Source organism: Planomonospora corallina (assembly GCF_042650625.1).
Classification (GTDB): domain Bacteria; phylum Actinomycetota; class Actinomycetes; order Streptosporangiales; family Streptosporangiaceae; genus Planomonospora_B; species Planomonospora_B corallina.
This window is the reverse complement of record NZ_JBHSBM010000025.1, coordinates 315,119-338,783: the sequence shown is the minus strand read 5'-3', so window position 1 is coordinate 338,783 and position 23,665 is coordinate 315,119. Positions and strand designations below refer to the sequence as shown.

Here is a 23,665-nt window from a genome sequence, read left to right as displayed (position 1 = left end):
GCGTCGGGACCGCAACCCGCTCGCAAGGAGGTACCCGCCCGTGTCCGCCGACCTCCCCGGCCCGAACATCGATCCGCGAGGGGGCCTGCACCACGACGCCGTGGTCGCCGACGCCCACAACGACCTGCTGATGGCCGTGACGGCCCGGCCGCCGGAGCGGTGGGCGTCCTTCTTCCGCGAGCGCTGGCTGCCCCAGCTCCGCGAGGGCGGGGTGGACCTGCAGGTGCTGCCGGTCTTCGTCGACGAGCAGTACCGGCCCGAGGGCGCGCTCCGGCAGACCCTGCGCATGATCGAGTGCGCGCACGTGCTCGCCGAGGGCAACGCCGACGCCGTACGGCTCTGCACGGACGGCGCCCAGATCGACGAGGCCCTCGCCGGGGGCAGGATCGCCCTGGTCCTGGCGCTGGAGAGCATGCCGGGCCTGGACGCGAGCGTCGAGCTGCTGCCCACGCTGCACCGGCTGGGCGTGCGGGTCGCCTCGATCGCCCACTGGGGCCGTACGGCGCTGGCCGACGGCAGCGGCGAGGACGCGACCGGGAGCAGGCTGACGGCGGCGGGTGTCGAGGCCGTCCGGGAGATGGAGCGCCTCGGCATGGTCTTCGACGTCTCGCACCTGGGCGCCTCCGGTGTCGAGCACGTGCTGGAGCTGGCGACCCGGCCGGTGATGGCGACCCACTCGTCGGCCCGCGCGCTCCGCGACCACCACCGCAACCTCACCGACGGGCAGATCCGCGGCGTCGCCGCGACCGGCGGCGTGGTGTGCGTGAACTTCCTGCCGGCGTTCCTGTCGGAGGACCCCGCCGAGTACACCGTGGACCGCCTGGTGGACCACATCGCGCACGTCGCGGGCGTCGCCGGGATCGACCACGTGGGACTGGGCCCGGACTTCATCCGCGAGGTGCTGTACGACACCACGCCGCCGTGCTGCGAGCCCGACTTCGGCGGGCTCGACGTGATGGCGGCCGTGCCGGGCCTGGACGGGCCCGCCGGCCTGCCGCTGGTGACCGAGGCGCTGGACAAGCACGGCTTCGCCGAGGAGGAGATCGTCAAGATCCTCGGGGAGAACGTCCTGCGCCTGTTCCGCGCGGAGCTGGGCCGCCCTGCCTGAGCGCCGGGGGACGGCCGCGCGTCCTTCCGGCCGGGCGGGGGCGCTCCCGGCGGCCCGTGCCCGGGCCGGGCATGATCGCCCTCCGGCCGGGCCGGCCGGAGGGTCGTCTCACCCGTTCCAGACGCCGGTGGCCGCGGCGGCCTTCACGTAGTCGGCGAAGTCGCGGGGCGGGCGGCCCAGGGCGCGCTGGACGCCGTCCCCCAGCCAGGCGTTGCGGCCGTCCAGGATCTCCGCGAACATCCCGGCCAGCACCTCCGCCTCCCCGGCCGGCACGCCGTACTCCACCAGCACGGCCGCGTACCCGTCGGCGGAGACGGGCGCGTAGCGGACCTCCCGTCCGGCGGCCCGGGAGATCTCCGCGACCGTCTCGGCGAAGGTCAGCAGCCGGGGGCCGGTCACCTCGTAGACTTCGCCCGCGTGCCCGGGCCCGGTGAGGGCGGCGACCGCGACGTCCGCGATGTCGCCGGCGTCGACGAACGGCTCGGCGACGTCCCCGGCCGGGAGCGCGACCGTGCCGCCGAGCACCGGCTCCAGCAGGTGGCCCTCGTCGAAGTTCTGGCAGAACCAGCTCGCGCGCACGATCGTCCATTCGGCGCCGGAGTCCCGCACCGCGTCCTCGCTGCGCCGGGCCTCCTCCTCGCCCCTGCCGGACAGCAGGACCAGGCGGCGGACGCCGGCGGACGCGGCCAGCGCGGCCAGCCCGCCGACGGCCTCGGCGGCTCCGGGGACCGCCAGGTCGGGATGGTAGGTGATGTAGACGGCCTCCGCGTCCCGCAGCGCGGGCTCCCAGGTCTCCTGGTCGGCCCAGTCGAACGGCGGGTCCTCCTTCCGGGAGCCGATCCGCACCGGCAGGCCGCGCTCCCGGAGTCCCGCGGCCACCCGCCTGCCGGTCTTGCCCGTGCCGCCCACCACCAACGTCGTCTTCTCGATCATGGGGCAAGTCAACCCGGTGCGCCGGGCCCCGGCCATGGCCGGGAGTCTCGCCTCCATACGCGTGCGTCCACCCCGGCGCGCACCGGCCTGCACCGGGACGGACCGGACGGCGCCGGGACGGGCCGGACGGCGCCGGGACGGGCCGGACGGCGCCCGGGGAGGATCCGCGGGCCGGTCGGTCCCGCGTCACCCGGTGCCCAGATACTCCTCCCTGACCTTGGAGCGGGAGAGCTTCCCGGTGGGCGTGCGGGGCAGCTCGTCGCGGAACTCGATCACCCGGGGGTGCTTGAACCGGGCCAGGCGCGGGCCGAGGTGCTCCAGCAGCTCCTCGGCGCTCGGCCGGGGGCCGGGCATCGGCTGGACGAGCGCGACCACGCGGTGGCCCCACTCCTCGTCCGGCACGCCGATCACCGCGACGTCGGCGACCGCCGGGTGCTCCAGGAACGCCGCCTCGACCTCGGCGGGGTAGATGTTCACCCCGCCGGAGACGATCAGGTCGGTACGGCGGTCGCACAGGAACAGGAAGCCCTCGGCGTCCATGAAGCCGATGTCGCCGGGCGCGTACCAGTCGTCCCGCATGCTGGCCGCGGTCTTGGCGGGGTCCTTGCGGTACTCGAACCGGTTCGTGGCCGACCTGACGTAGATGAGCCCGGGCTCGCCGGGCGGCAGCTCCTCGCCGTTCTCGTCGAGGATCCTCGCCTCGAACGTGGGGGCCGGACGGCCGACCGTGCCGGGGTGGGCCAGCCAGTCGTGCGGTTTGACGGCGAAGGCGATGGTGGACTCGGTGGAGCCGTAGTACTCGTACAGGACCGGGCCCCACCACTCCATGATCTGCTTCTTGTCCGCGACCGGGCAGGCGGCGCCGGTGTGGATCACCTGCTGGAGCGAGGAGACGTCGTACTGCTCGCGGACCTCGGCCGGCAGGCGGAGCATCCGGTGGAACATCGTGGGCACCATCATCGCGTTGGTGACCCGGTACCGCTCGATCAGCTCCAGGACGGTCACCGGCTCGAACCTCGGCGCGATCACCAGGGTGTGCCCCAGGTGCAGGGCGAACATGGTGTGCGCGCACGGGGAGGAGTGGTACATCGGCGAGGTGACCAGGTGGACGGCGTCGCCCGGCCGCAGGTCGCACACCTCGCCGAGGAACCAGGTGTAGAGGGCGACGGTCTGCTCCGGCTCGGCGTCGGCCAGCGGCCGCTGCACCCCCTTGGGGAAGCCGGTGGTGCCGGAGGTGTACCACATGACCGAGCCGACCGTCCGGTCGGCGGGCTCGCTCTCCGGTCGCCCCTCCGCCAGCGCGGCGGCCCCGCCGGTCTGCGGGGTCACCACGACCCTGGCCTCGCTGTCGGCCAGGATGTAGTCGATCTCGCTGCCGGTCAGGTGCCAGTTGATCGGGACGTAGTACATCCCGATCTGGCCGGTGGCCATGAGCATGACCACCTGGTCGATCCCGTTGGGCAGCACGCCGGCGACCACGTCGCCCCGGCCGAGGCCGCGTGCCCGCAGCCCGTGCGAGACCCGGTGGACCCGGGCGAGGAGCTCGCCGTAGGTCGTCCCGGTGCCGTCGGTGTCGATCACCGCCCTCCGGCCCGGGTCGGCCTGGGCGATGCGGTAGAAGCCCGGCAGGGCGCTGATGTCGGCCATGGGTCCCTTCCTCTGCGGCGTGGCTCGGCGGGGCGGCGGACGCCGCGGCTCCGGTCCGCGGACTCTGCGGTCCCGCTCCGCGGGCGCCGTGCCTCCGGTCGTCAGGACGGTTCCGGCCCGCGGGCCCCGGCGGCCCGCGGGTGTCACGGGCGCTACAGCTCCAGCAGCTCGGCGAGGCGGGCGCGGTGGACCCGCGGCGGGCCGAGGAGCACCTCGTCCGCCTTGGCGCGCTTGAGGTACAGGTGCGCGTCGTGCTCCCAGGTGAAGCCGATGCCGCCGTGCAGCAGGAGGCTGCCGGAGGCGACCTCGTAGCAGGCGCGGCCCAGGTAGGCCTGGGCGAGGGCGGCGGCCCCGGGCAGCTCGTCCGGGGCCTCGTCGGCGGCCCAGGCCGCGTAGCGGACGATCGACTCGGCCTGCTCCAGGGTGCAGTGCATGTCGGCGAGCTTGTGCTTGACCCCCTGGTAGGAGCCGATGAGCCGGTTGAAGGCGACCCGGAGCTTGCTGTAGGCGACGATCGCCTCCAGCGAGGCCCGCAGCACGCCGAGCTGCTCGGCGGCGACCGCCACCGCGAACAGGTCGCGGGCCCGGGCGACGCCCTCGGCCGAGACCGCCACGACCTCGCCGCCCGGTTCCACCAGGGCCTGCCTGCGGGTGGGGTCGAGGGTCCGCAGCGGCCGGCGGCCTCCGCCGGTGCGGGCGAGCACCCTGCCCCCGCCGCCCCCGCCGCCCCCGCCGTCTCCGCCGTCTCCGCCGTCTCCGCCGTCTCCGTCGTCTCCGTCGTCTCCGTCGTCTCCGTCGATGGTCAGCACCACGTCGACCTCGGCCCCGCAGAGCGCCCGGTTCCCGTCGAGGGCGACGGTGGCGGTGGTCGTCCCGGCGGCGATGCCGGCCAGCAGGTCCTTCTCTCCGGTCTCGGCCAGCAGGATCGCGGCCAGCGTGGTGGCCAGGAACGGCCCCGGCAGCAGCGCCGCGCCGGTCTCCTCCAGGACGACCGCCAGCTCGGCGTATCCGGCGCCGGTCCCGCCGTGCTCCTCGGGCACGATCAGGCCGGTGAGGCCGAGCTCGCCGGTCAGGCGCCGGTAGACGGCCGGGTCGTAGCCGGACTCCGACTCCATCGCCTGCCGTACGGCGGGCAGCGGCGAGGCGGAGGCGAGGAAGGAGCGCACGGCGTCGCGCAGCTCCCGCTGCTCGGAGGTGAGCACGAGCTTCATCGGGCGGCCTCTCCACTCGTCCTGAGGTCCTTGAACGGCACGTTCTTGTCCGTCCGCGGTTCCGGGGGCAGGTTCAGCACGCGCTCACCGACGATGTTGCGCATGATCTCGTTGGTGCCGCCGCCGAGGGCCATGGCGGGGGCGAGGGACAGGGCGTGGGCCAGCCGTCCACCGGCGTCGTCGTCCTCGTCCCAGGCGACGGCCCCGGGGCCGGCCAGCGAGGTGGCGAGGTCGGCCTGGAACATGGTCAGCTCGGCCAGCAGCAGCTTGGCCGCGCTGCCCCGGGCGCCGGGGAAGACGCCCGCCCTGGTCTCCTGGGCGAGCCGCTGGTTGAACAGGGCCAGGGCGCGGGAGCGGATGTGGAGCTCGACGAGCCGGTCGCGGACCACCGGGTCGGCGGTGTCGGCGCTGCGGCGCAGCGCCTCGAAGGCGACGGGGTTGTCCTTCTGGCCGCCCATGCCGACGCCGCTGGAGATCGACAGGCGCTCGTGGAGCAGGGTGGTGACGGCGCAGCTCCAGCCGTCGCCGACCCTGCCGACGACGTTCTCGGCGGGGATGTGCACGCCGTCGAAGAAGATCTCGTTGAAGTGGGCGCGGCCGGTCATGTCGCGCAGCGGCCGGACCGTCACGCCGGGGGCGTGCATGTCCACGATGAGCATCGTCAGGCCCTTGTGCTTGGGCACGTCCACGTCGGTGCGGGCCAGCAGCAGGCCCCAGTCGGCGTGCTGGGCGACGGAGGTCCAGACCTTCTGCCCGTCGACCACCCAGCCGCCGTCGGTGGCGGTGGCCCGGGTCTGCAGAGCGGCGACGTCGCTGCCGGCGGCGGGCTCGGAGAAGAGCTGGCACCAGATCTCCTCACCGCGCAGCAGCGGCCGGATGAAGCGGCGGCGCTGGGAGTCGGTGCCGAGGTCGACGAGGGTGGGCCCGCACATGCCCAGGCCGATGGAGAAGACGTAGGTCGGCAGGGTGTGGGCGGCGGCCTCGGCGGCGAAGGCGCGCTCCTCCGCCTGGGTGAGCCCCTGGCCGCCCCACTCCTTCGGCCAGGTGATGCCCGAGTAGCCCGCGTCGTACAGCCTCGCCATGAACTCCCTGGCGACGGCGACCCCGCCGCCGGGGTCGGAGCCGGCCCCGCCCTCGAGATCCTGCGGGGCGTCCTGCGAGGCGTCCTGCGGCGTGTCCCGCGGGGCGTTGGCCGCCAGCCACTCCCTGGCCTGCCGGCGGTACTCCTCAAGATCCATGAACACTCCAATCAGCGTTCACTTACTTTAACCACCGGCACCTCGGGCGTACAGAGCATTGCTCTGCAATCGGAACAGAAAGTGATCTTTAACCCTGCTTGGCCGTGTAGTTCCAGGTAACGGCAATTAATCCGCCTAGTGCGATCGTCTGGTCTGGGGGGAAGGTTGGTGTGATCACACGGCACTCGTGGTCCGTCCGCACCCGGCTGACACTGATCGCCGTCGTCACGGCCGTGCTGTCCGACGTCATCATCACGGCGACCGTCATGATCTTCGTTCGCGGGCTGGTGCAGGCCCACCGGCCCGGCGCCGCGATCCCCTGGTACGTCCACCCGGGGCTGTTCGTCTTCCTCGTCGTCACCTCGCTGCTGACCGCGGCGCTGTCGGGGATCGGCGCCTACCACACCGTGACCGAGGCGCTGACCCCGGTGAACGCGATCACGGGCAAGCTGGCGGAGATCACCGCGACCGACGTGGGCCGCCGGGTCCCGGTGCCGCGGGCCCGGGACGAGATCAGACAGCTGGCCGAGACCATCAACGAGACCCTGGACCGGCTGGAGGAGGCCGTCGAGCAGCAGCGCAGGTTCGCCGCCGACGCCTCCCACGACCTGCGCAGCCCGCTGACCGCGATGCGCACCCAGGTGGAGGAGGCGCTGCAGTATCCCGAGGACGTCGACTGGGTCCCCAAGGCCCAGGCGATGCTGGCCAGCCTGGACCGGCTCCAGTCGATCGTCTCCGACCTGCTGATGCTCGCCAGGCTCGACTCCGGCACGCCCGCCTCCAAGGAGATCGTCGACCTGGGCGAGCTGACCGCCGGCGAGCTGGACCGCCGGCCGCGCCGGGTCGAGCTGATCCGGAAGCTGGAGCCGGGCGTGACGGTGGTCGGCGACCCGCTCCGGCTCGCCCGGCTGCTGACCAACCTGGTGGACAACGCCGAGCGGCACGCCGTCTCCACCGTGACCGTGACCGTGGCCGCGCACGGGGGTCCCGGCACGGGCGCGGCGGTGCTGGAGGTGCTCGACGACGGCGCCGGGATCGCCCCGGAGCAGCGCGAGGTGGTCTTCCGCAGGTTCACCCGGCTGGACGCCGCCCGCAGCAGGGACGCCGGGGGCACCGGTCTCGGCCTGTCCATCGCCAGAGAGATCGCCGAGGGTCACGGGGGCACCCTCCGGATCGAGGACAGTCCGAAGGGCGCGCGCTTCGTGCTGCGCATCCCGCTGGCCCGCCCGTGACGGGCCCGTCACCCGCCGCATCGCGACCCGCGGGCCCCTGGTCCGCGAGGCCGCAGCCCGCCGCCCCCCGGTCCGCGAGGCCGCACCCTGCCTGCCTCCGGTCCGCGAGATCGCAACCGGCCGGCCCCCGGCCGCCCCTCGTGCCGCCCCTCGCGCGGGCCGGCGCCGCGCCCGGGCCCCGGCGGCGGGCCGCCTGACCGCCCGCGCCCCGCCCGTGGCCCCTGGTCCGGTCGCAGCCGGCGGCCTGGCCGCAGCCCCCGTCCGGCCGCCGGGAGGGGAGCACGACCAGGAGCATCGCCGCGGCGATCAGCCCGCCTCCCACCAGCACGCTCCCGGTGAGCGCCTCGCCGTACACGACGGCGGCCAGGGCGGTCACCCAGAGCGGCTGCGACGACAGGATCACCGCGGCGGGCACCGGCGGGACGTGGGCCTGGCCGAAGGAGCGGGCCAGGAAGCCGAGCGCGCAGGCCACGACCGACAGGTGGCCGAGGATCGCCCAGTCGGCGGGGGCGGCCGGCAGGGCCAGCCCGTCCGGTGCGGCGAGCACGCCCGTCATGACCGCGATGACGCCGAGCTGGATCACCGTGACCGCGTAGGCGTCGTGCCGGGCCCGGCCGGAGGCGCCGAGCACCAGCGTGTGGGCGGAGTACAGCACGGCGGAGAGCAGGGTGATCGCCAGCGCGAGCGGGCAGACGCCTCCCTCGGCGCCGCGCAGGAGGGTGAAGGAGACCAGCGCGCCCGCCGCCAGGGCCACCGCCGCCCAGGTCCGCCCCGTCAGCCGGGTGCCCAGCACCGCCAGCCCGAGCAGCGGGGTGATCACCACGTAGGAGCCGACCGTGAACCCCGAGACCGACGAGGGCAGGTCCTGCAGCGCCACCGCCTGGGCGGTCTGCCCCACCCCGAACAGCAGGCCGAGCAGGATGCCGGTGGGCCAGGTGCCCTCCTTCAGCCCGCGCAGGCAGCGGGGGCGGAGCGCGAGCAGGACCAGCGTGGCGACGCCGTACCGCTCCGCCAGCAGGTCCGCCACCGGGACGCGGTCGATGAGGTCCTTCATCAGCGGGAAGGCCGACCCCCAGGCCGCGCTGACGAACAGCAGGAGCAACGCGCCCAGGAGGGGCCGGGACGCGGACGGTGCCATACGGGAAGGGTGGCATCACTCCGAGCGACGGTGAGATGACGGTGACGCGAGAAGTGTGGGCGGAGTACACCCCGGGGTGGAAGGACGCCCCTCCCCGGACGACAGAGCCCACTCCGGAGTGATGCCGCGGCCGCCCGATTCTGAAAGACCTCAGTTTTCCGGTCTTCCCGCGTTATTGGATTCTCCGTACAATTAGAGCGCAGGAGATCCGAGAGGAGCGCGCATGACACCGACTCCGAGCGCCACCGCGGGCCGGGAGCGCGACAACGAGGTCACGGAGAGGCGGGCCTACGAGGCCGTCATCGAGCGGCTCTCCAAGGCCTCCGTCGACAAGCACTGGGAGCCCTACGTCGACATCCCCTGGGACGACGAGGACTTCCTCGTCCGCCAGGACGACCCCCGCTGGGAGCTGCCGGCGGTCGACCGGCTGGGCGCCCACCCGTGGTACCGGGCGCAGCCGCCCGAGGTCCGGGCGAGGATCGGGCTGTGGCGGGTGGCGACCGCCATGAAGATCGGCCTGCAGTTCGAGAACCTCCTCAAACGCGGCCTGCTCAACTACGCCTACCGGCTGCCGAACGGCTCCCCCGAGTTCCGCTACGTCTACCACGAGACGATCGAAGAGGGGCATCATGGGATGATGTTCCAGGAGTTCGTCAACCGCACGAAGCTCCCGATCAGGGGGATGCCCGGCCCGTTGAGCCTGATCGCCCAGGTCGCCCCGTGGATCCCGCTGATCTCCACCGAGCTGTTCTTCGTCTTCGTGCTCGGCGGCGAGGACCCGATCGACCACGTGCAGCGCAAGGCGCTGAAGGAGGGCCAGATCAGGCATCCGCTGGAGGAGACCATCATGCGGATCCACATCGCGGAGGAGGCCAGGCACATCTCCTTCGCCCGGCACTACCTGCGCCGCCGGGTCCCGCGGATGCCGCGCCACCGCCGCCTCCTGCTCGGCCTCGTCTCCCCCGTCGTCCTCGGCCTCATGGCGCGGATCATGCTCTCTCCGCCAGGCCCGATGATCAGGGCCTTCCGCATCCCCGGCGACGTCGTCAGGGAGGTCTACACCGGCAACGCCGGGCACGCCCGGGAGATCCGCGACTCGGTGGGCAGGACCCGCGAGCTCTGCGCCGAGCTGGGCATGATGAACCGGGCCCAGCGCGCGGTCTGGAAGGCGATGGGCATCTACGACGAACCCCGGAAGGCGGTCAGGTGAGCGAGCAGGCCGGAAGCCACGACAGGACGAGATCCGGCGGGGAGCCCGCGGGACGCGCCGTTCCCCGGCCGGCCCCCGGGCGCAGGACCGCGATCGTGACGGGAGGCGCCTCCGGCATCGGCCGCGCCGTCTGCCGGGAGCTGTCCCGGCGCGGCGCGTACGTCGTGGCCGCCGACGTCGACGGGGCCGGCGCGGAACGCACGGCCAAGGAGTTCGGCTGCGCGAGCGCCGAGCTGGACGTCACCGACGCGCGGGCCGTGCGGGACCTCGTCACGCGGGTGCGGGGCGAGCACGGCCGCCTCGACTTCATGTTCAACAACGCGGGCATCGCGGTCGGCGGCACCACCGACGAGCTCACCCTGGAGCACTGGGACCGCACGATCGACGTGAACCTGCGCGGCGTGGTCCACGGCGTGCACGCCGCCTACCCGGTCATGGTGGAGCAGGGCTTCGGGCACATCGTGAACACCGCCTCCCTGGCGGGCCTGACCCCCGCCCCCCTGATGCTGCCGTACACGGCGACCAAGCACGCCGTGGTGGGCCTGTCGCTGGCGCTGCGGGCCGAGGCCCGGGCGCACGGCGTGCGGGTGAGCGTGGTCTGCCCGGGCTTCACCGACACCCCGCTGCTCGACCACGCCAACCCCGGCCTGCCGGGGACCGCCGTCTCCGAGGGCGCCCGGCAGGCGGCGATCGGCATCCAGCGGCGGCTCTACTCCGTCGACGCCCTGGCAGGCGACATCATCCGGGGCGTGGCCCGCGACCGGGCTCTCATCGTCGCGCCCGCCTCCGGCCGGCTGGCCTGGCGCGGGGCGCGGCTCGCGCCGTCGGCGGCGGTCCGGGTGGCCGCCCTCGCCGTCCGCCGCCTGCGCCGCTGAGAGGATCCCCCGCCCGCGCGGCCGAGAGGATCCGCCGCCCGCGCGGCCGAGAAGAGCGGTGCTCCGGGGGCATGGCGCTCCCAGGGCGCCCCCGGAGCACCGCGGCCGCTCCCTGGCCGTTGACCCGTCAGGGAGCGAGTCCGAGATACTCGAACCAGTCGAAGTCGGCCGTGTTCCAAGCGTGCCCGGCCTGTCCGGCCTGCCCGCCCGCGGCGTACACGCCGACGTAGGCCCCGGTGAAGCCGCCCGCCACGGTCGAGCTGAGCAGGCGCCCGTCCAGCGGCTCCCCCGCCTGTCGCCACTCGCCCGGCGCCGTGGCGTACCGCAGGCGGTACTCCTGGCCCCGGGCCTCGACGCCGAGGAGGATCCGGCCGCCGGGCGCCGGTACGCGGGACGTCACCGTCTCCTCCCCCGCCCGACGCAGGACCGTCTCCAGCCCCCGCTCGGTGAGCACGTGGCGGATGTGGAAGTCGTCGTTCTGCACCAGCACCAGGCCCGCGCACTCGCCGGGCCCCGGGGTGAAGTCGAGCGCGGCGTGCACGGCGAAGTCCCGGTGCTGCTGGCGGCGCGCCACCAGGCTGGGGTTCCCCCGCCCGGTGAGCGTCTCCGGCCGGACCCGCAGCCGCAGGTGGCCCGGGCGCTCGGTCAGGCTCCAGTACGGCTCGCGCGGCGTGCGCAGGTGGTTCCAGCACGGCGCCAGGACCGGCGCGTCGAAGTGGTCGCAGGCGGGCTCGGCCGGCCAGCGGTGCTCGGGCAGCGCGGGCGCCCGGCACTCCGGTCCGACCCGGGAGGCCAGCGGCCAGCCGTCCTCCCAGCGCACCGGCGTCAGGAAGGTCTCCCGGCCGAGGTTGTAGTGGTAGCCCCCGTAGGGGCGCATGGCCAGCAGGACCATCCACCACTCCCCGCCCGGCGTGCGGACCAGGTCGCCGTGGCCGGTCCCCGTGATCGGGTGATCGCGGCCCAGGTCCCGGTGGGTGAGGATCGGGTTGCGCGGGTTGCCGCGGTACGGCCCGGTCACCTGTTCGGCGCGGGCGACCGTGATCGCGTGGTCGATGTCCGTGCCGCCCTCGGCGATCAGCAGGTAGTAGTGCCCGTCCACCTTGTACAGGTGGGAGGCCTCCGGCCAGACCGCGTCGTGCAGCGCGCCGGTCCAGAGCACGTGCTCGGGCCCGGTCAGGGTCATCGAGGCGAGGTCCAGCCGGCGCAGGAAGACCTCGCCCCGGCCGTCGTCGCCGACCGGCCGGTTGGCGGTGACCCACGCGCTCCCGTCGTCGTCGAAGAAGAGCGACGGGTCGTAGGCCCCCGGTAGGTCCAGCGGGTGCGGCTCGCTCCACGGCCCCGCCGGGTCGGCCGCGGTGACCACGAAGTTGACGCTCCCGGCGGGCCCGTCGACCAGCGTGGTGATCACGTAGAACAGGCCGCCGTGGTGGCGGATCGTGGGGGCGTAGATCCCGCCGCTCGGCCGGACCCCGTCCAGCGGCAGCTGGGACGGGCGGTCGAGGACGTGCCCGAGCTGCCGCCAGTGCACCAGGTCGCGGCTGTGGAAGACCGGCACCCCGGGATACCACTCGAAGCTGGAGGTGACCAGGTAGTAGTCGTCCCCCACCCGGCAGACCGACGGGTCGGGGTGGCAGCCCGCAAGGACCGGGTTGGCGAAGGTCCTCATCCGTGGTTCCTCATCTGTGGTTCCTCACCCGTGGTTCCTCGTCCGTGCGTCTCCGCGGGTCCGCCCCCGGCGGGCGGCGGCCCGCCGGGGGGTCGGCGGTGAGCTCACCGTCGCGCTCCCCGTCAGCGGGAGAGGTTCTCGGTGAGCAGCTCGATGAGCGGCTCACGGCGGACGCAGGCCGGCAGCGCGAACGAGTCGGCCAGGGCGAGCAGCTCGTCGTCGGAGAGCCCCGCCAGCCGGGCCGCGTACTCCGGCAGCAGCGCCTGGGCGATGAGGATGTGCCGGATCAGGTCGTCGGTCTGGTAGCGGGCGCCCCACGGGTAGGGGTCCCAGTCGGGGAACTCGGTGGCCAGCAGCTCGTGCAGCGGCGCCAGCGCCTCGGCGGTCTCCTCCATCGTGGAGCCCCACCGGTCTGCGCCCAGGCGCGTCTTCTTGGCGATGAACTCCCCGAACCGCGTCATGTACGGCCCGGCCGGGTCGGTCGTCACCAGGCCCTGCAGGCCGACGTCCTTGTAGGTCCACAGCGACCAGCCCGCCCCGTGGGCGTCGAAGATCTCCAGCTGGTCGGTGAGGATCTGGTAGCGCTGCGCGTCGATCGCGGGGTCGCCGGTGTAGACGGGGCCGAACTCGCCCACCCAGATCGGCGTGCCCGTCTGCCGCTGGAAGACGGTGCGCCGCTCGAAGGTCCGCTCCAGCTGCTCCCGGTCCACCCACTCGCCCCGGGTGTAGCCGGGGTACGGCCCGCCGTGCGCGAAGCCGGCCAGGGCGTAGTCGTGGCAGACGAAGACGGTGTTCTCGTAGACCTCGCGGAAGATCGAGAAGTCGGTGGAGTAGGTGTTGCCGTCGAGGAAGAGCACGTGGCCGGGGTCCACCGCGCGCAGCGCCTTGACCAGCCGGTCGTAGAAGGGGCCGACCACCTTGCCGGTGGGGTCGCCGGGCTCGTTGACGGGGTTGTACCCGGCGACGTAGGGCTGGTCGCGGTAGCGGTCGGCGATCGCCTCCCACAGGTGCACCACGCGGTCCTGGAAGTGCCGGTGCTGCCAGAACGCGGCGACGTGGGTGGGGTTGTCGGAGTGCCAGTGCTGGTTCTGCGACCCGGGAACCGCGTGCAGGTCGAGCACGCTGTAGATGCCGCGCTCGGCGAGGAGGGCGACGACCCGGTCGAGGTGCCGGAAGCCGTGCTCGTCGATCTCGAACGGCCGCTCGTCGGACTCCAGGTGCCGGTAGTTGAACGGGATCCGCACGCAGTTGACGCCCATGGAGGCCAGCAGGTCGGCGTCCTCGGGCCCGAAGAAGGAGGTCAGCAGCCGGTCGAAGAACAGCTCGGCCCTCTCCTCCCCGATCGCCTGGCGGACCGCCTGGCGCATCCCCTCCTCGTTGGCCGGGTACCCGGTGATGAAGTTCTCCATGTTGAGCCAGCCCCCGAGGCCGACCCCACGCAGCCTCACCGGAGTGCCAGCCGAGTCGACGAGTTGGGATCCGGAGACACGCAGAGTCATCAAATCTCCTTTGTCACGGAGAAGCAAAGATCTTTTGAAACTTTCAGTCAAATCCCGAATGTTTCACTCTCGGGCGAGAATAGGTAATCGCTCGTCATGCGTCAACACGGCGATGGAAGCGCTCCCAAACACGGTCGACAGCATGGGAGGAGAAGCCGAAAGTTTTCGGGTACACTTCTCCGCATGCCAACGAAGAAGCGGGTGACGATCGCCCTGATCGCCGAGGAGGCCGGCGTCTCGGTCCCCACGGTCTCCAAGGTCATCAACGGCCGTCCCGAAGTCGCCCCCGAGACCCGCCAGCGGGTGGAGCGCCTGCTGCACGTGCACGGCTACCAGCGCCGCGTCGGCCAGGCCGAGGGCCCGGTGGGCCTCGTCGACCTGGTCTTCTCGGAGATCGAGAGCCCGTGGGCCATGGAGATCGTCCGCGGCGCCGAGACCGCCGCCCGGGACGCCGGGGCCAGCGTCGTGATCTCCGTGCTGCACTCCCACGCCGGCCCCGGCCGCGACTGGCTGGAGCGCATCGCCTCGCGGCGCACCGACGGCGTGGTGATCGTCGCCTCCCGGCTCTCCGCCGGGCTCCAGCGGCAGCTCAGCGCCCGGTCGATGCCGTTCGTGGTCGTCGACCCCGAGGGCGAGCCGCCGGCCGGCATCGCCTCGGTGGGCGCCACCAACTGGAACGGCGGCCTGGCCGCCACCCGGCACCTGCTGGAGCTCGGGCACCGCCGGATCGGCATCATCAGCGGCCCGGACGACATGCTGTGCAGCCGGGCCCGGATCGACGGCTACCGGGCCGCGCTGGAGACCGCGGGCGTGCCCGTGGTCCCCGAGCTGATCCGCCCCGGCGACTTCCTGGTCGACTCCGGCCGCGTCCAGGGCGACGAGCTGCTCTCCCTGGACGAGCCGCCCACGGCCGTCTTCGCCGGCAGCGACCTGCAGGCGTTCGGCGTGCTGGAGGCCGCCCGCCGGCGGGGCCTGCGCGTCCCGGAGGACCTGTCCGTGGTCGGCTTCGACGACCTGCCGCTGGCCAGATCGGCCTGGCCGCCCCTGACGACCGTCCGCCAGCCGCTGCAGGAGATGGCCGCCCTGGCCACCCGCATGGTGCTGGCCTCCGGAGCGTCCGCCCCGGAGGCCAGGCGCGTGGAGCTGGCGACCGAGCTCATCGTCCGGGAGAGCACGGCGCCGACCCGCTCCTGAGCGGTCGCGCGGGTCCCGCCGCCGGCCGGGCGCCCGGCGGCGGGACCCGCGCCGCGCGACCCCGGCCCGGCTCATCCCTTCGTCGCCCCCGCCGTCAGACCGCTGATGAGCTGGCGCTCGGCGACGGAGTAGAACGCCAGCGCCGGGATCATCGCCACGATGACGTAGGCCAGGACCCGGGCGGTGTCGGAGGAGTACTGGCCGCTGAACTGCTGCACGCCCACCGGGATGGTCCACCACTCGGGGCTGTTGAAGACCACCAGCGGCAGGAAGAAGTTGTTCCAGCTGCTGACGATCGCCAGCACCGAGACCGTGGCGATGGCCGGCCGGGCCATCGGCAGCAGGATCCGCCAGAAGAACCCGAACGCCGAGCAGCCGTCGAGCGTGGCGGCCTCCTCGATCTCCCCCGGGATGCTCCGGAAGAAGCCCCGCAGGATGATGATCGTCATCGGCAGTCCGAAGGCCGCCTGGGGCAGGATCACCCCGAGCGGGTTGTCCAGCAGCCCCAGGCCGCGCAGGAGCACGAACAGCGGCAGGATCGCCACCGCGAACGGGAACATCAGCCCCATCGTGAACAGGGTGAACATCGTCTCCCTGCCCCGGAAGGCGAACCGGGCGAAGACGAACCCCGCCATCGCCGAGGCGCCGACCACGAGGACGGCCGTCGCCACCGCGATGAACGTGCTGTTGCCGACCTGGCGCCAGAAGTCCGGCGAGAGGAGCACGTCGGTGTAGTTCGACGCCACCCACGGCGAGGGCAGCCCGAACGGGTTGCTCGACAGCTGCTGGTTGCTCTTGAAGCCGCTCAGCACGCCGTACAGGATCGGCACGACGATGAACGAGCCGACCGCGATGACGATGACGTGCAGCCCCAGGTGCCGGACCCTGCGCCGTGTTCTCACCCGCTCGCGGGTGCTGACGTGGCTCATCGCAGGTCTCGCATTCCGGTGATCGCCCCTTCGGTGTCGCGGCGCATGACGAATCGCTGGTAGCCGAGCGCGAAGACCAGGCTGATCAGGAACATCACGACGCTGATGGCGCTGGCGTAGCCGACCTGGTAGCGCCGGAAGCCGTAGTCGAACATCGTGACCGCCATCGTCTCCGACGAGTGGATGGGCCCGCCCTCGGTGAGCACCCAGACCAGGTCGAACAGCTGGATGGCGCCGATGACGGACAGGAAGATGCTGATGCGGATCGTCGGCCCCAGCAGCGGGAGCGTCACGTGGCGGAAGACCTTCCAGCCGCTCGCGCCGTCCAGTTGGGCGGCCTCGATCAGCTCCTGGGGGATGCCCTGCCGCCCGGCCAGGTACAGGATCATGTGGAGGCCGAAGTACTTCCACGTCATGACGAGGAAGAGCGAGTACATGACCGTCGAGGGATCCGACAGCCAGGTCGAGGCCAGGCCCTCCAGCCCGACCAGGCCCAGCAGGTGGTTGGCCATGCCGCGCTCGGGCGAGAGGAACATCGCGAACAGCACGCCGGTGATGACCTCGGACAGCACGTACGGCGCGAAGAACAGCAGCCGGTAGAAGGCCCGGCCGCGCAGCGGCTGGTTGAGCAGGAGCGCCAGCCCCAGGGCGAGCGGCAGCTGGACCACCAGCGAGAGCACGATCAGCAGCAGCCCGCGCTTGAGGTCGCCGAGGAAGATGGGGTCGCCGAACATCCGGGTGAAGTTGTCCAGCCCGATGAAGTTCGCCGGCAGGAAGCCGAACCCGTTCCACTTGAAGAAGCTGGAGTAGCCGGCGAGCATGATCGGCACCAGCACCAGCAGCACGAACAGCACCAGCGCGGGGAGCAGGAACAGCCCGACCGTCACCAGGCCGCGGAGCCGGCCGCCGCGCCGGGCGGCCATCTCCTCCCGCGCGGTCCGCGTCCCGCGCGGGCCTGGCCGGGCCGGTCGCTCGTCCGCCAGGGTCTGGGGTTTCATCGCCTCTCCCCGATCGGGGGCCGGGCCCCGAGGCCCGGCCCCTTCCGTCGTCTTCACTCGGTCGTCACTCCGCCTGCGCCGCCGCCGTGATGTCGGCGACGACCTGCTCCGGCGTCTTCGACCCGGCGATGAGCTCGGCCACGCTGTCGTTGACCTGCTGGCCGACGGCCGGCGGGTAGGCCTGGTCGAGGTAGAGCTGGAACCCGGTCGACTTGCCGAGGACCTCGGTCACCAGCTTGGCGTGCTTGTCCTTGACCGCGTCCTCGGTGCCCTTGACCGCCGGGAAGATCGCGCCCGTCTCGACGCCCTTGCGGTGGTTCTCCGGCTGGGAGATGAACTTGAGGAAGTCGACGGCCTCCGGGGGCGCGTCCGCGGCGACGGCGTTGCCGCCACCGCCGCCGAAGGAGTCGGTGGCCGCCCCCTTGCCGCCCTCGACCGCCGGGAACGGGAAGAAGCCGAGGTCGTCGCCGAGGTCCTTGGAGGTGTCGCGCTGCACGCTGGGCGCCCACTGGCCCATCAGCTCCATCGCGGCCTTGCCGTTGCCCATCGTGGCCGCCTGGCCGTCGGGCTTGTCGTAGTCGGCGCCGAGGAAGCCCTCCTGGAACGGCTTGAGGTCGACCAGTTCCTTGAGCTTCTGCCCCGCGGTCACGAAGTCGGGGTTGTCGAACGACTTGGTCTCGGCCGCCTTCTTCAGCGCGTCCAGGCCCGCCACCCGCATGGACAGGTAGGCCCAGTAGTAGTGGCCGGGCCACTTGGCCTTGCCCGCCAGCGAGATCGGGGTGATCCCGGCCGCCTTGAGCTTCTTGACCGCGTCGAGGAAGCCGCTCCAGGTGGTCGGCGGCTCCTCGATGCCGGCCTGGGCGAAGAGCTTCTTGTTGTACCAGAAGCCCACCATGCCGATGTCGTGCGGCACGCCGTACGTCTTGCCGTCGATCTGGTAGGACTGCAGGGCCACCGGGGAGAGCGTGTCCGACCAGGAGGCGATGTCGCCGGTCAGGTCCTTGACCAGGCCCGCCTCGACCTGCTGGGCCAGCACGCCGCCGCCCCAGGTGTGGAAGATGTCGGGGGCGTCACCCGACTGGGTGACGGTGGTGAGCTTGGACTTGAAGTTCTCGACCTGCAGCGGGGTCACCTTGATGGTGACGTTCGGATGCTTCGCCTGGTACTCCTTGACCAGATCCGCCCACACCGGCAGCATCGGTTCGATGTTGTGGATGTGCCACCACTCGATGGTGACCTTTCCGTTCCCCGCGGCGTTCCCGCCCGGCTGATCGCCGTCGCCGCCTCCGCCGCACCCCGCGAGGAGTAGCGCGGCCGCCGCCATCGTCACCACACTTCGCCGACTGAAGGACCTCACAGTGGCCTTCCTTCCTCTGCCGTCGCTACCGCAGATGTGATCCGCTGAGGCGGATGTGATCTCTGAAAGTTTCACCGGCTTGCCGATAGTTTCTGGAGATGGCGCTGAGGTTACATGGGCTTTTCCGCCGTATCAACGGCCGTCTTCACACCGTTATCAAGCGGTTCGGAGATCGATGCTCGCGGAGATACCCGCACGGGAGAGCCCTCCGCGCAGAAGCCCGGGAGAGGGCGCGGCACCCTTTGAAAGTTTCGGAAACCGGATGGCACAGGTCACGCCCTCTCCGGCGCCACCGGGCGGGCCCGCCGCGGCCGCTCCCCCGGAGCCCTCCCGGGGCTTCCTCCGGCCCGCACGCGCCGTCCCGCCGCGACCGGCCGGAGAGAAGGGCCCCGCGGGCCGGTCGATTCCCCCGGCAAGCGTGCGAAGTGCGAATATGTTCGGGTTATGGAACACCCCGATGGAAGGTCATGATCTGTGAGGCGGTTACTCACGGTCCTGCTGCTCGCCTGCGCCGCGCTGCTCGGCGCGGTGGCCCCGGCTCAGGCCCACAACGTGCTGATCGGCAGTGATCCGGAGGATGGAGCCGAGCTCGCCACCGCTCCGGAGAAGATCACGCTCACCTTCGACCAGCCGGCCCGGCAGGGGTTCGCGCAGATCAGCCTGACCGGCCCGGACGGCGCCCGCTGGGAGGACGGCAAGGCCTCCGTCAACGGCGCGAAGGTCGGCGTCCGGGTGCGCCCCCTCGGTCCGGCCGGGAAGTACGTGGTGGGCTACCGCGTCCTCTCCTCCGACGGCCACCCGATCTCCGGCAAGGTGACCTTCACCCTGACCGCCCCGGGGCCGGGCGCCGCCACGCCGTTCCCGGTGTCGTCCTCCTCGGCGTCTCCCTCGGCGGGCACCGGCGAGGGCGCCACCGAGGGCACCGGCGAGGGCACCGGCGAGGGCACCGGCGAGGGCTCCGGCGAGGGCTCCGCCGCCCCCGCGGCCTCCGGCCCCTCCTCCGCTCCGGGCGCCGCCGCGCCCGTCGGCCAGGAGCAGGCCCCCGACCTGAGCGCCCAGGCGGCCGAGGCCGCGCAGAACGGCGGCGCCGGGATGGCCGTCGTCTGGATCACCGCGGCCCTGGTCGTGGTGGGCGGCGCCACCGTCGTGGCGATGCGCCGCACCCGCGGGCAGGCGGACGCGTCATGACCGCGATCGCGCAGGGCCGTGCCGCCGGGTCGGGCACGGTCAGGAAGCTGCTCGCCGGCGGCCTCGTCTCCGGCGCGCTGGTCGCCGTCCTCGTCGCGACGGCGCTCGGCGCGGAGGAGGCGGTGCCCGGCATCGCGCTCCCCGGGCCGGCGGTGGTCTACGGCCTGCCGGTGCTGCGGGTGCTGCTGGACCTGGCCGCGGTCGCGGTGGTCGGGCTGAGCGTGCTGCCGAAGCTGCTCGGCTTCGACGACCCCGAGCGCACCGAGCCGGTGATGCGCCGGGCCCGGCCGCTGGCCGTCTCGTTCGCCTGGGCCTGGGCGCTGCTGGCGCTGGTCGTCATCGTCTTCCAGGCCGCCGAGCTGAACCCCGGGACGGTCCCCGGCCCCGCCGCGATCGCGGAGTACGTCGACAACGTCGGCGCGGGCCAGGGCATGCTGTTCAGCGCCGCCTGCGCGCTCGTCTGCGCCGGGATCGGGCTGCTGGCCGTGCGGTTCGGGGAGAAGGTCCCGGCCGAGCTGCGGATCGTGGTGGCCTTCTTCGGCCTGCTGCCGATCCCGGTCACCGGCCACGCGGTGGACTCGGTCTGGCACGACCCGATCATGATCTCGATGGAGCTGCACGTGATGGGCTCGGCCGCGTGGACCGGCGGGCTGCTCACGGTGATGCTGTTCGTCGCCCGGGACCGGGGGCTGCTGGCCCGGGTGCTGCCGAAGTTCTCGAAGCTGGCGACCGCCGCCCTCGTCCTGGTCAACCTCTCCGGAGTGGTCACCGGCCTGTCCACGATCGCCCTCACCCCCGGCACCGAGCTGCCCGCCTCACTGGTGACCAGCGAGTACGGCCTGCTCCTGGTGGCCAAGACGGCGATCGTGGCGCTGCTGATCCCCATCGCCGCCCACATCCGCTTCCGCCTCCTGCCGCGCATCGAGCGGCAGGAGGCGACGGCGGTGGTCGCGTGGGCGGCGGCCGAGCTGACCGTGCTGGGGCTGGCCTACGGCGTCGCGGTGGCCCTGACCACGGCGACCATCGCCTGAGGCTCCCCCTCCTCGATCGCGCGGAGGCGGAACCGGCCGAGGAACCACTCGCCGCCCAGCCAGAGGGCGGCGAGTGCGGCCCCGCCGATCGCCATGGTCACCGGGGAGATCACCGGCGGGGACTCCAGCCACAGGTGCTGCGAGCGCAGCGCCAGGTCGACGGCGAGGGTGGCGACGAGCGAGCCGGCCAGCGCCCGCACGACCGGGATCCGGACCAGGAAGGCCAGGTCGATCGCGAGCGCCCCGGCGACCAGGAAGAACGGCACCGCCGAGCGCGGGAAGTCCGCGACCGCCAGCAGCGGCCAGATCAGCGAGCGGTAGGCGACGTAGGCGCCGACCACGGCGGTGGCGGCGAAGGCGCGGCCGATCATCGCGCGGGCGAAGACCAGCACGATCATCGCGGCGACCACGCCGTAGAGGGGGTAGACCTCGTCGGGCACGGGGAGCGCGAAGTTGACGACCATCCCGCGGTCCACCTCGCGGCCCATCTGGTCGGCGGCGAACTGCAGCAGGATCGGCTCGGCCTCCGGCCTGCCCGCGTCCCACGCCTTGATCCCGAAGACGCCGTACTCCTGGTGCTGCGCGGGGAACCAGACGTTCTCGAAGGCGAAGACGAACAGCCCGCCGAGGACGAGCGTGCGCATCCGGCCGGGGGGAGCGCCGAGGAACCAGCCCCGGACCACCCCGCAGATCATGAAGAACGTGCCGATGTACAGCAGCATGTGCGACGGGCTCCACGAGGTGATGTCGAGCCCGTTGACGCGGTGGTTGATCAGGTCCAGCGGCACGGCGATCAGGAAGGTGCCGGTGCCCCACTGGATGAGGCGCTGTGCCGTGCGGTCCACGCCGTACCCGGTGTAGACGTGCACGATCGTCAGGGCGACGACGACGACCGTGCCGACGCTGTTGAGGAGGTGCGGCGGGGCCAGGTCGTCCCGGAGCCACTTGAAGTGCCACGAGACGTCCCAGGACGCCCCCAGCACCTTGAGGACGAAGGCGGCCAGCCACCCGAGGTAGAGCACCCGGAAGAGATCCGGCGGCGTCTCGCGTCCGGCCTCCCCCCGCGTCCAGTACGGCAGAGCCCACTCGGCGAGCGATGTGGCTCTTCTTCTCAAGGATGCTGCAGGTTTCACGCGTCGAAATGATGCCCGGCGTTTATGAAGACCGCAATCGGGCAGCGGGCGGGGTTCGCCCGGAATAATCACTGTGCGGGGGCGGAATCCGCCGGGATAATCCCTGTGCATGGGAGTCCAGGTACGGGCCGGGGGCCCGGATGACGTCGAAGCCGTGCTGCACGTGAAGAACGCGAGCTGGCGCTCCGCCTACCGCGGGCTGGTCCCGCAGGATGTCCTCGACGGGCTGGCCGTCACCTCCCGGGCGGTGCAGGCCTGGCGCGAGCTGATCGGCTCGGGCGAGCGGCACCTGGTGGTGGGCGAGGACGGCGGCCGGATCACCGGTTTCAGCGTGTACGGCCCGGCGGAGGACGCCGGGATCGGCGGCGGTGAGGTCTACGCCATCTACGTGCTCGCCGAGCACTGGTCCACCGGGCTGGGCCTGGCCCTGATGACGCGCTCGGTCGACCACCTGCGGGAGCTGGGCCACGACCGGGCCGGTCTGTGGGTGCTGGAGGGCAACACCCGGGCCCGCCGGTTCTACGAGCGCTTCGGCTTCGCCCCCACCGGCCGGGTCGAGGACGTGCCCGGCCTGCCGGCCGGGATCCCGGAGCTGCACTACGGCATGACACTCGGACCGCTGCCCGGCTGACCTCGCGGGCCCGCCCGGCCGTCTCCGCGGGAGCGCGGCCGTTCCGGTGTCCGCGCCGAGACCTCCGTGTCGGCGGCCGCGCGGGCGCGGCCGTTCCCGGAGAATAGGGATCTTCTTCTCCCCGGAGCGTCACGACCGATATTCCGCCGATGTGCCGTATGACTGAGACGCCTCTCAGGAAGCACCAGGTTTCGGACAGTAGGCTCCACGCATGAAGCTCAGGGGACTCAGGGGAAGAGCCGCCGCCTGGACCGCGGTGGCCGCCGTGCTCCTCCTCGCCGCCGCCACCTGGCTGGTGTGGCCGTCCGGGACGCGGGTCCGGGTGCTGGACCAGGCGATCACGGTGGTCGACGGGCCCGCCGACGACCAGCGGGTGACGCTCGACACGAGCTTCTTCCCGCCGGCCGGCGGAGGGAAGGGCCCCGCGGTGCTGCTCGCGCACGGTTTCGGCGGCAGCAAGCGGAACGTGCGGGACGCCGCCGAGCGGCTGGCGCAGGAGGGCTACGCCGTGCTGACCTGGTCGGCGCGCGGGTTCGGCCGCTCGACCGGGCAGATCGCGCTCAACTCCCCCGACTACGAGGTCAAGGACGTCCGGCAGCTGGTGGACTGGCTGGCGAAGCGGCCGGAGGTCCTGCTGGACCGCGGCGGCGACCCGCGCGTGGGCGTCGCGGGCGGCTCGTACGGCGGCGCCATCGCGCTGATGGCCGCCGCCCACGACGAGCGGATCGACGCGATCGTCCCCCAGATCACCTGGTACGACCTGGCCGACGCGCTCTTCCCCGACGCCGGGGGCAAGGGCCCGGTCCACGGGGTGTTCAAGCGCATGTGGGCCGGGCTGTTCTTCAGCCGGGGCGGCGCGCCGGCCGCGGGCGGCCTGGCCGCGCTGACCGGGGCCGGGAGCCCGGCCGAGCCCGGCGCCGGCGACGACACCACTGACGGGGCCGCCGACGGGGCCGCCGACGGGGCCGGAGGCGCTCCCGGAGACGGCGCGGGGAACGGCGCCGGAGACGGCCGGGACGGCGGGGGCACGCCGGGCGTGCCCGCCGGGCAGGACGGCCGGGCCCAGGCCCGGACGCCGACGGCCGAGGAGGTCCGGTGCGGCCGCTTCCTCCCCGAGATCTGCGCGATGTACCAGGAGGTCGCCGAGACCGGCCGGGCGACCGAGTCGGCCGTGGAGACCCTGCGCAGGTCCAGCCCGGTCTCGGTGCAGGGCAGGATCCGGATCCCGACCCTGCTCATCCAGGGGCAGCGCGACTCGCTCTTCCCGCTGCACCACGCCGACGCCAACGCGCGGGCCATCGCCGCCACCGGCGCCCCGGTCCGCGTCGCCTGGTTCGACGGCGGCCACGACGGCGGCGACGGCGAGACCGACTGGATCCACGAGCAGACGCTCGGCTGGTTCGACCACTACCTGAAGAACCCCGAGGGCACGGCGGCCGCCCCGGCG

At 72.9% G+C, this 23,665-nt stretch carries 19 protein-coding genes and 1 pseudogene; 9 read left to right on the top strand and 11 right to left on the bottom strand.

The genetic code is table 11. The features are described from left to right. The first annotated feature begins 40 nt into the window (after positions 1–40). Entirely contained in the window at positions 41–1,108 is a 1,068-nt protein-coding gene (locus tag ACFOWE_RS23535; RefSeq protein ID WP_377291303.1) for a dipeptidase, read from the top strand. Positions 1,109–1,216: 108 nt separating this feature from the next. Here the strand turns inward: ACFOWE_RS23535 and ACFOWE_RS23530 are convergent, their stop codons facing one another. The 4 genes from ACFOWE_RS23530 to ACFOWE_RS23515 all read right to left on the bottom strand — a co-directional run bounded on the left by ACFOWE_RS23530 (position 1,217) and on the right by ACFOWE_RS23515 (position 6,137). After that, complete coding sequence (locus ACFOWE_RS23530) at positions 1,217–2,041, bottom strand: NAD(P)H-binding protein (protein ID WP_377291301.1); 825 nt, start codon at positions 2,039–2,041, stop codon at positions 1,217–1,219. Between the two features lie 186 nt (positions 2,042–2,227). After that, complete coding sequence (locus ACFOWE_RS23525) at positions 2,228–3,688, bottom strand: AMP-binding protein (protein WP_377291299.1); 1,461 nt, start codon at positions 3,686–3,688, stop codon at positions 2,228–2,230. Between the two features lie 152 nt (positions 3,689–3,840). Further along, the gene (locus ACFOWE_RS23520) at positions 3,841–4,899 is read right to left on the bottom strand and encodes an acyl-CoA dehydrogenase family protein (RefSeq protein ID WP_377291297.1); all 1,059 of its coding nucleotides are present in this window, start codon (positions 4,897–4,899) and stop codon (positions 3,841–3,843) included. Next, the gene (locus tag ACFOWE_RS23515) at positions 4,896–6,137 is read right to left on the bottom strand and encodes an acyl-CoA dehydrogenase family protein (RefSeq protein ID WP_377291295.1); all 1,242 of its coding nucleotides are present in this window, start codon (positions 6,135–6,137) and stop codon (positions 4,896–4,898) included. Before ACFOWE_RS23515 ends, ACFOWE_RS23520 begins: the two co-directional genes overlap by 4 nt. Before the next feature lie 170 nt (positions 6,138–6,307). Between ACFOWE_RS23515 and ACFOWE_RS23510 the strand changes: the two genes are divergently transcribed. Continuing rightward, the gene (locus ACFOWE_RS23510; RefSeq protein ID WP_377291293.1) at positions 6,308–7,369 is read left to right on the top strand and encodes a sensor histidine kinase; all 1,062 of its coding nucleotides are present in this window, start codon (positions 6,308–6,310) and stop codon (positions 7,367–7,369) included. A 292-nt stretch (positions 7,370–7,661) separates the two neighbouring features. On the opposite strand, the pseudogene ACFOWE_RS23505 reads toward ACFOWE_RS23510, so the two are convergent. Beyond that, positions 7,662–8,507 (bottom strand): annotated as a pseudogene (locus ACFOWE_RS23505) (DMT family transporter); the annotation flags it as partial. 223 nt (positions 8,508–8,730) lie between these two features. Here ACFOWE_RS23505 and ACFOWE_RS23500 point away from each other — a divergent pair. Beyond that, complete coding sequence (locus tag ACFOWE_RS23500) at positions 8,731–9,717, top strand: AurF N-oxygenase family protein (protein ID WP_377291291.1); 987 nt, start codon at positions 8,731–8,733, stop codon at positions 9,715–9,717. A gap of 95 nt (positions 9,718–9,812) precedes the next feature. Beyond that, positions 9,813–10,592, top strand: a complete 780-nt coding sequence (locus ACFOWE_RS23495; protein ID WP_377291289.1) for an SDR family NAD(P)-dependent oxidoreductase — start codon at positions 9,813–9,815, stop codon at positions 10,590–10,592. A gap of 127 nt (positions 10,593–10,719) precedes the next feature. Here ACFOWE_RS23495 and ACFOWE_RS23490 read toward each other — a convergent pair whose 3' ends face one another. Continuing rightward, positions 10,720–12,258, bottom strand: a complete 1,539-nt coding sequence (locus ACFOWE_RS23490) for a glycoside hydrolase family 43 protein (RefSeq protein WP_377291287.1) — start codon at positions 12,256–12,258, stop codon at positions 10,720–10,722. Between the two features lie 122 nt (positions 12,259–12,380). Beyond that, positions 12,381–13,757, bottom strand: a complete 1,377-nt coding sequence (locus ACFOWE_RS23485) for a glycoside hydrolase family 5 protein (RefSeq protein ID WP_377291285.1) — start codon at positions 13,755–13,757, stop codon at positions 12,381–12,383. Positions 13,758–13,940: 183 nt separating this feature from the next. Here ACFOWE_RS23485 and ACFOWE_RS23480 point away from each other — a divergent pair, with 183 nt between their 5' ends. Further along, a complete protein-coding gene (locus tag ACFOWE_RS23480; RefSeq protein ID WP_377291283.1) occupies positions 13,941–14,951 on the top strand; it encodes a LacI family DNA-binding transcriptional regulator in 1,011 nt (336 codons plus the stop codon). A gap of 71 nt (positions 14,952–15,022) precedes the next feature. Here the strand turns inward: ACFOWE_RS23480 and ACFOWE_RS23475 are convergent, their stop codons facing one another. From ACFOWE_RS23475 to ACFOWE_RS23465, 3 genes are all read right to left on the bottom strand, one after another. Continuing rightward, positions 15,023–15,880 (bottom strand): carbohydrate ABC transporter permease, encoded by an 858-nt coding sequence (locus tag ACFOWE_RS23475; protein ID WP_377291281.1) that lies wholly within the window; start codon positions 15,878–15,880, stop codon positions 15,023–15,025. Then, positions 15,877–16,878, bottom strand: a complete 1,002-nt coding sequence (locus ACFOWE_RS23470) for a carbohydrate ABC transporter permease (protein WP_377291279.1) — start codon at positions 16,876–16,878, stop codon at positions 15,877–15,879. Before ACFOWE_RS23470 ends, ACFOWE_RS23475 begins: the two co-directional genes overlap by 4 nt. 64 nt (positions 16,879–16,942) lie before the next feature. Beyond that, positions 16,943–18,235: an extracellular solute-binding protein gene (locus ACFOWE_RS23465; protein ID WP_377291277.1), complete on the bottom strand. Its 1,293-nt coding sequence runs from the start codon at positions 18,233–18,235 to the stop codon at positions 16,943–16,945. 474 nt (positions 18,236–18,709) lie between these two features. Between ACFOWE_RS23465 and ACFOWE_RS23460 the strand changes: the two genes are divergently transcribed. Next, positions 18,710–19,423, top strand: coding sequence for a copper resistance CopC family protein (locus ACFOWE_RS23460; RefSeq protein ID WP_377291275.1), 714 nt, complete (start codon positions 18,710–18,712; stop codon positions 19,421–19,423). Next, the gene (locus tag ACFOWE_RS23455; RefSeq protein ID WP_377291274.1) at positions 19,420–20,454 is read left to right on the top strand and encodes a copper resistance D family protein; all 1,035 of its coding nucleotides are present in this window, start codon (positions 19,420–19,422) and stop codon (positions 20,452–20,454) included. Before ACFOWE_RS23460 ends, ACFOWE_RS23455 begins: the two co-directional genes overlap by 4 nt. Here the strand turns inward: ACFOWE_RS23455 and ACFOWE_RS23450 are convergent. Next, the gene (locus tag ACFOWE_RS23450) at positions 20,412–21,587 is read right to left on the bottom strand and encodes a hypothetical protein (RefSeq protein WP_377291272.1); all 1,176 of its coding nucleotides are present in this window, start codon (positions 21,585–21,587) and stop codon (positions 20,412–20,414) included. The two genes, ACFOWE_RS23455 and ACFOWE_RS23450, sit on opposite strands and share 43 nt — an antisense overlap. Positions 21,588–21,696: 109 nt before the next feature. On the opposite strand from ACFOWE_RS23450, the gene ACFOWE_RS23445 reads away from it, so the two are divergent. Then, positions 21,697–22,218 (top strand): GNAT family N-acetyltransferase, encoded by a 522-nt coding sequence (locus ACFOWE_RS23445; RefSeq protein ID WP_377291270.1) that lies wholly within the window; start codon positions 21,697–21,699, stop codon positions 22,216–22,218. A gap of 211 nt (positions 22,219–22,429) precedes the next feature. Further along, a partial coding sequence (locus ACFOWE_RS23440) for an alpha/beta hydrolase (RefSeq protein WP_377291268.1) occupies positions 22,430–23,665 on the top strand: 1,236 nt, incomplete at its 3' end.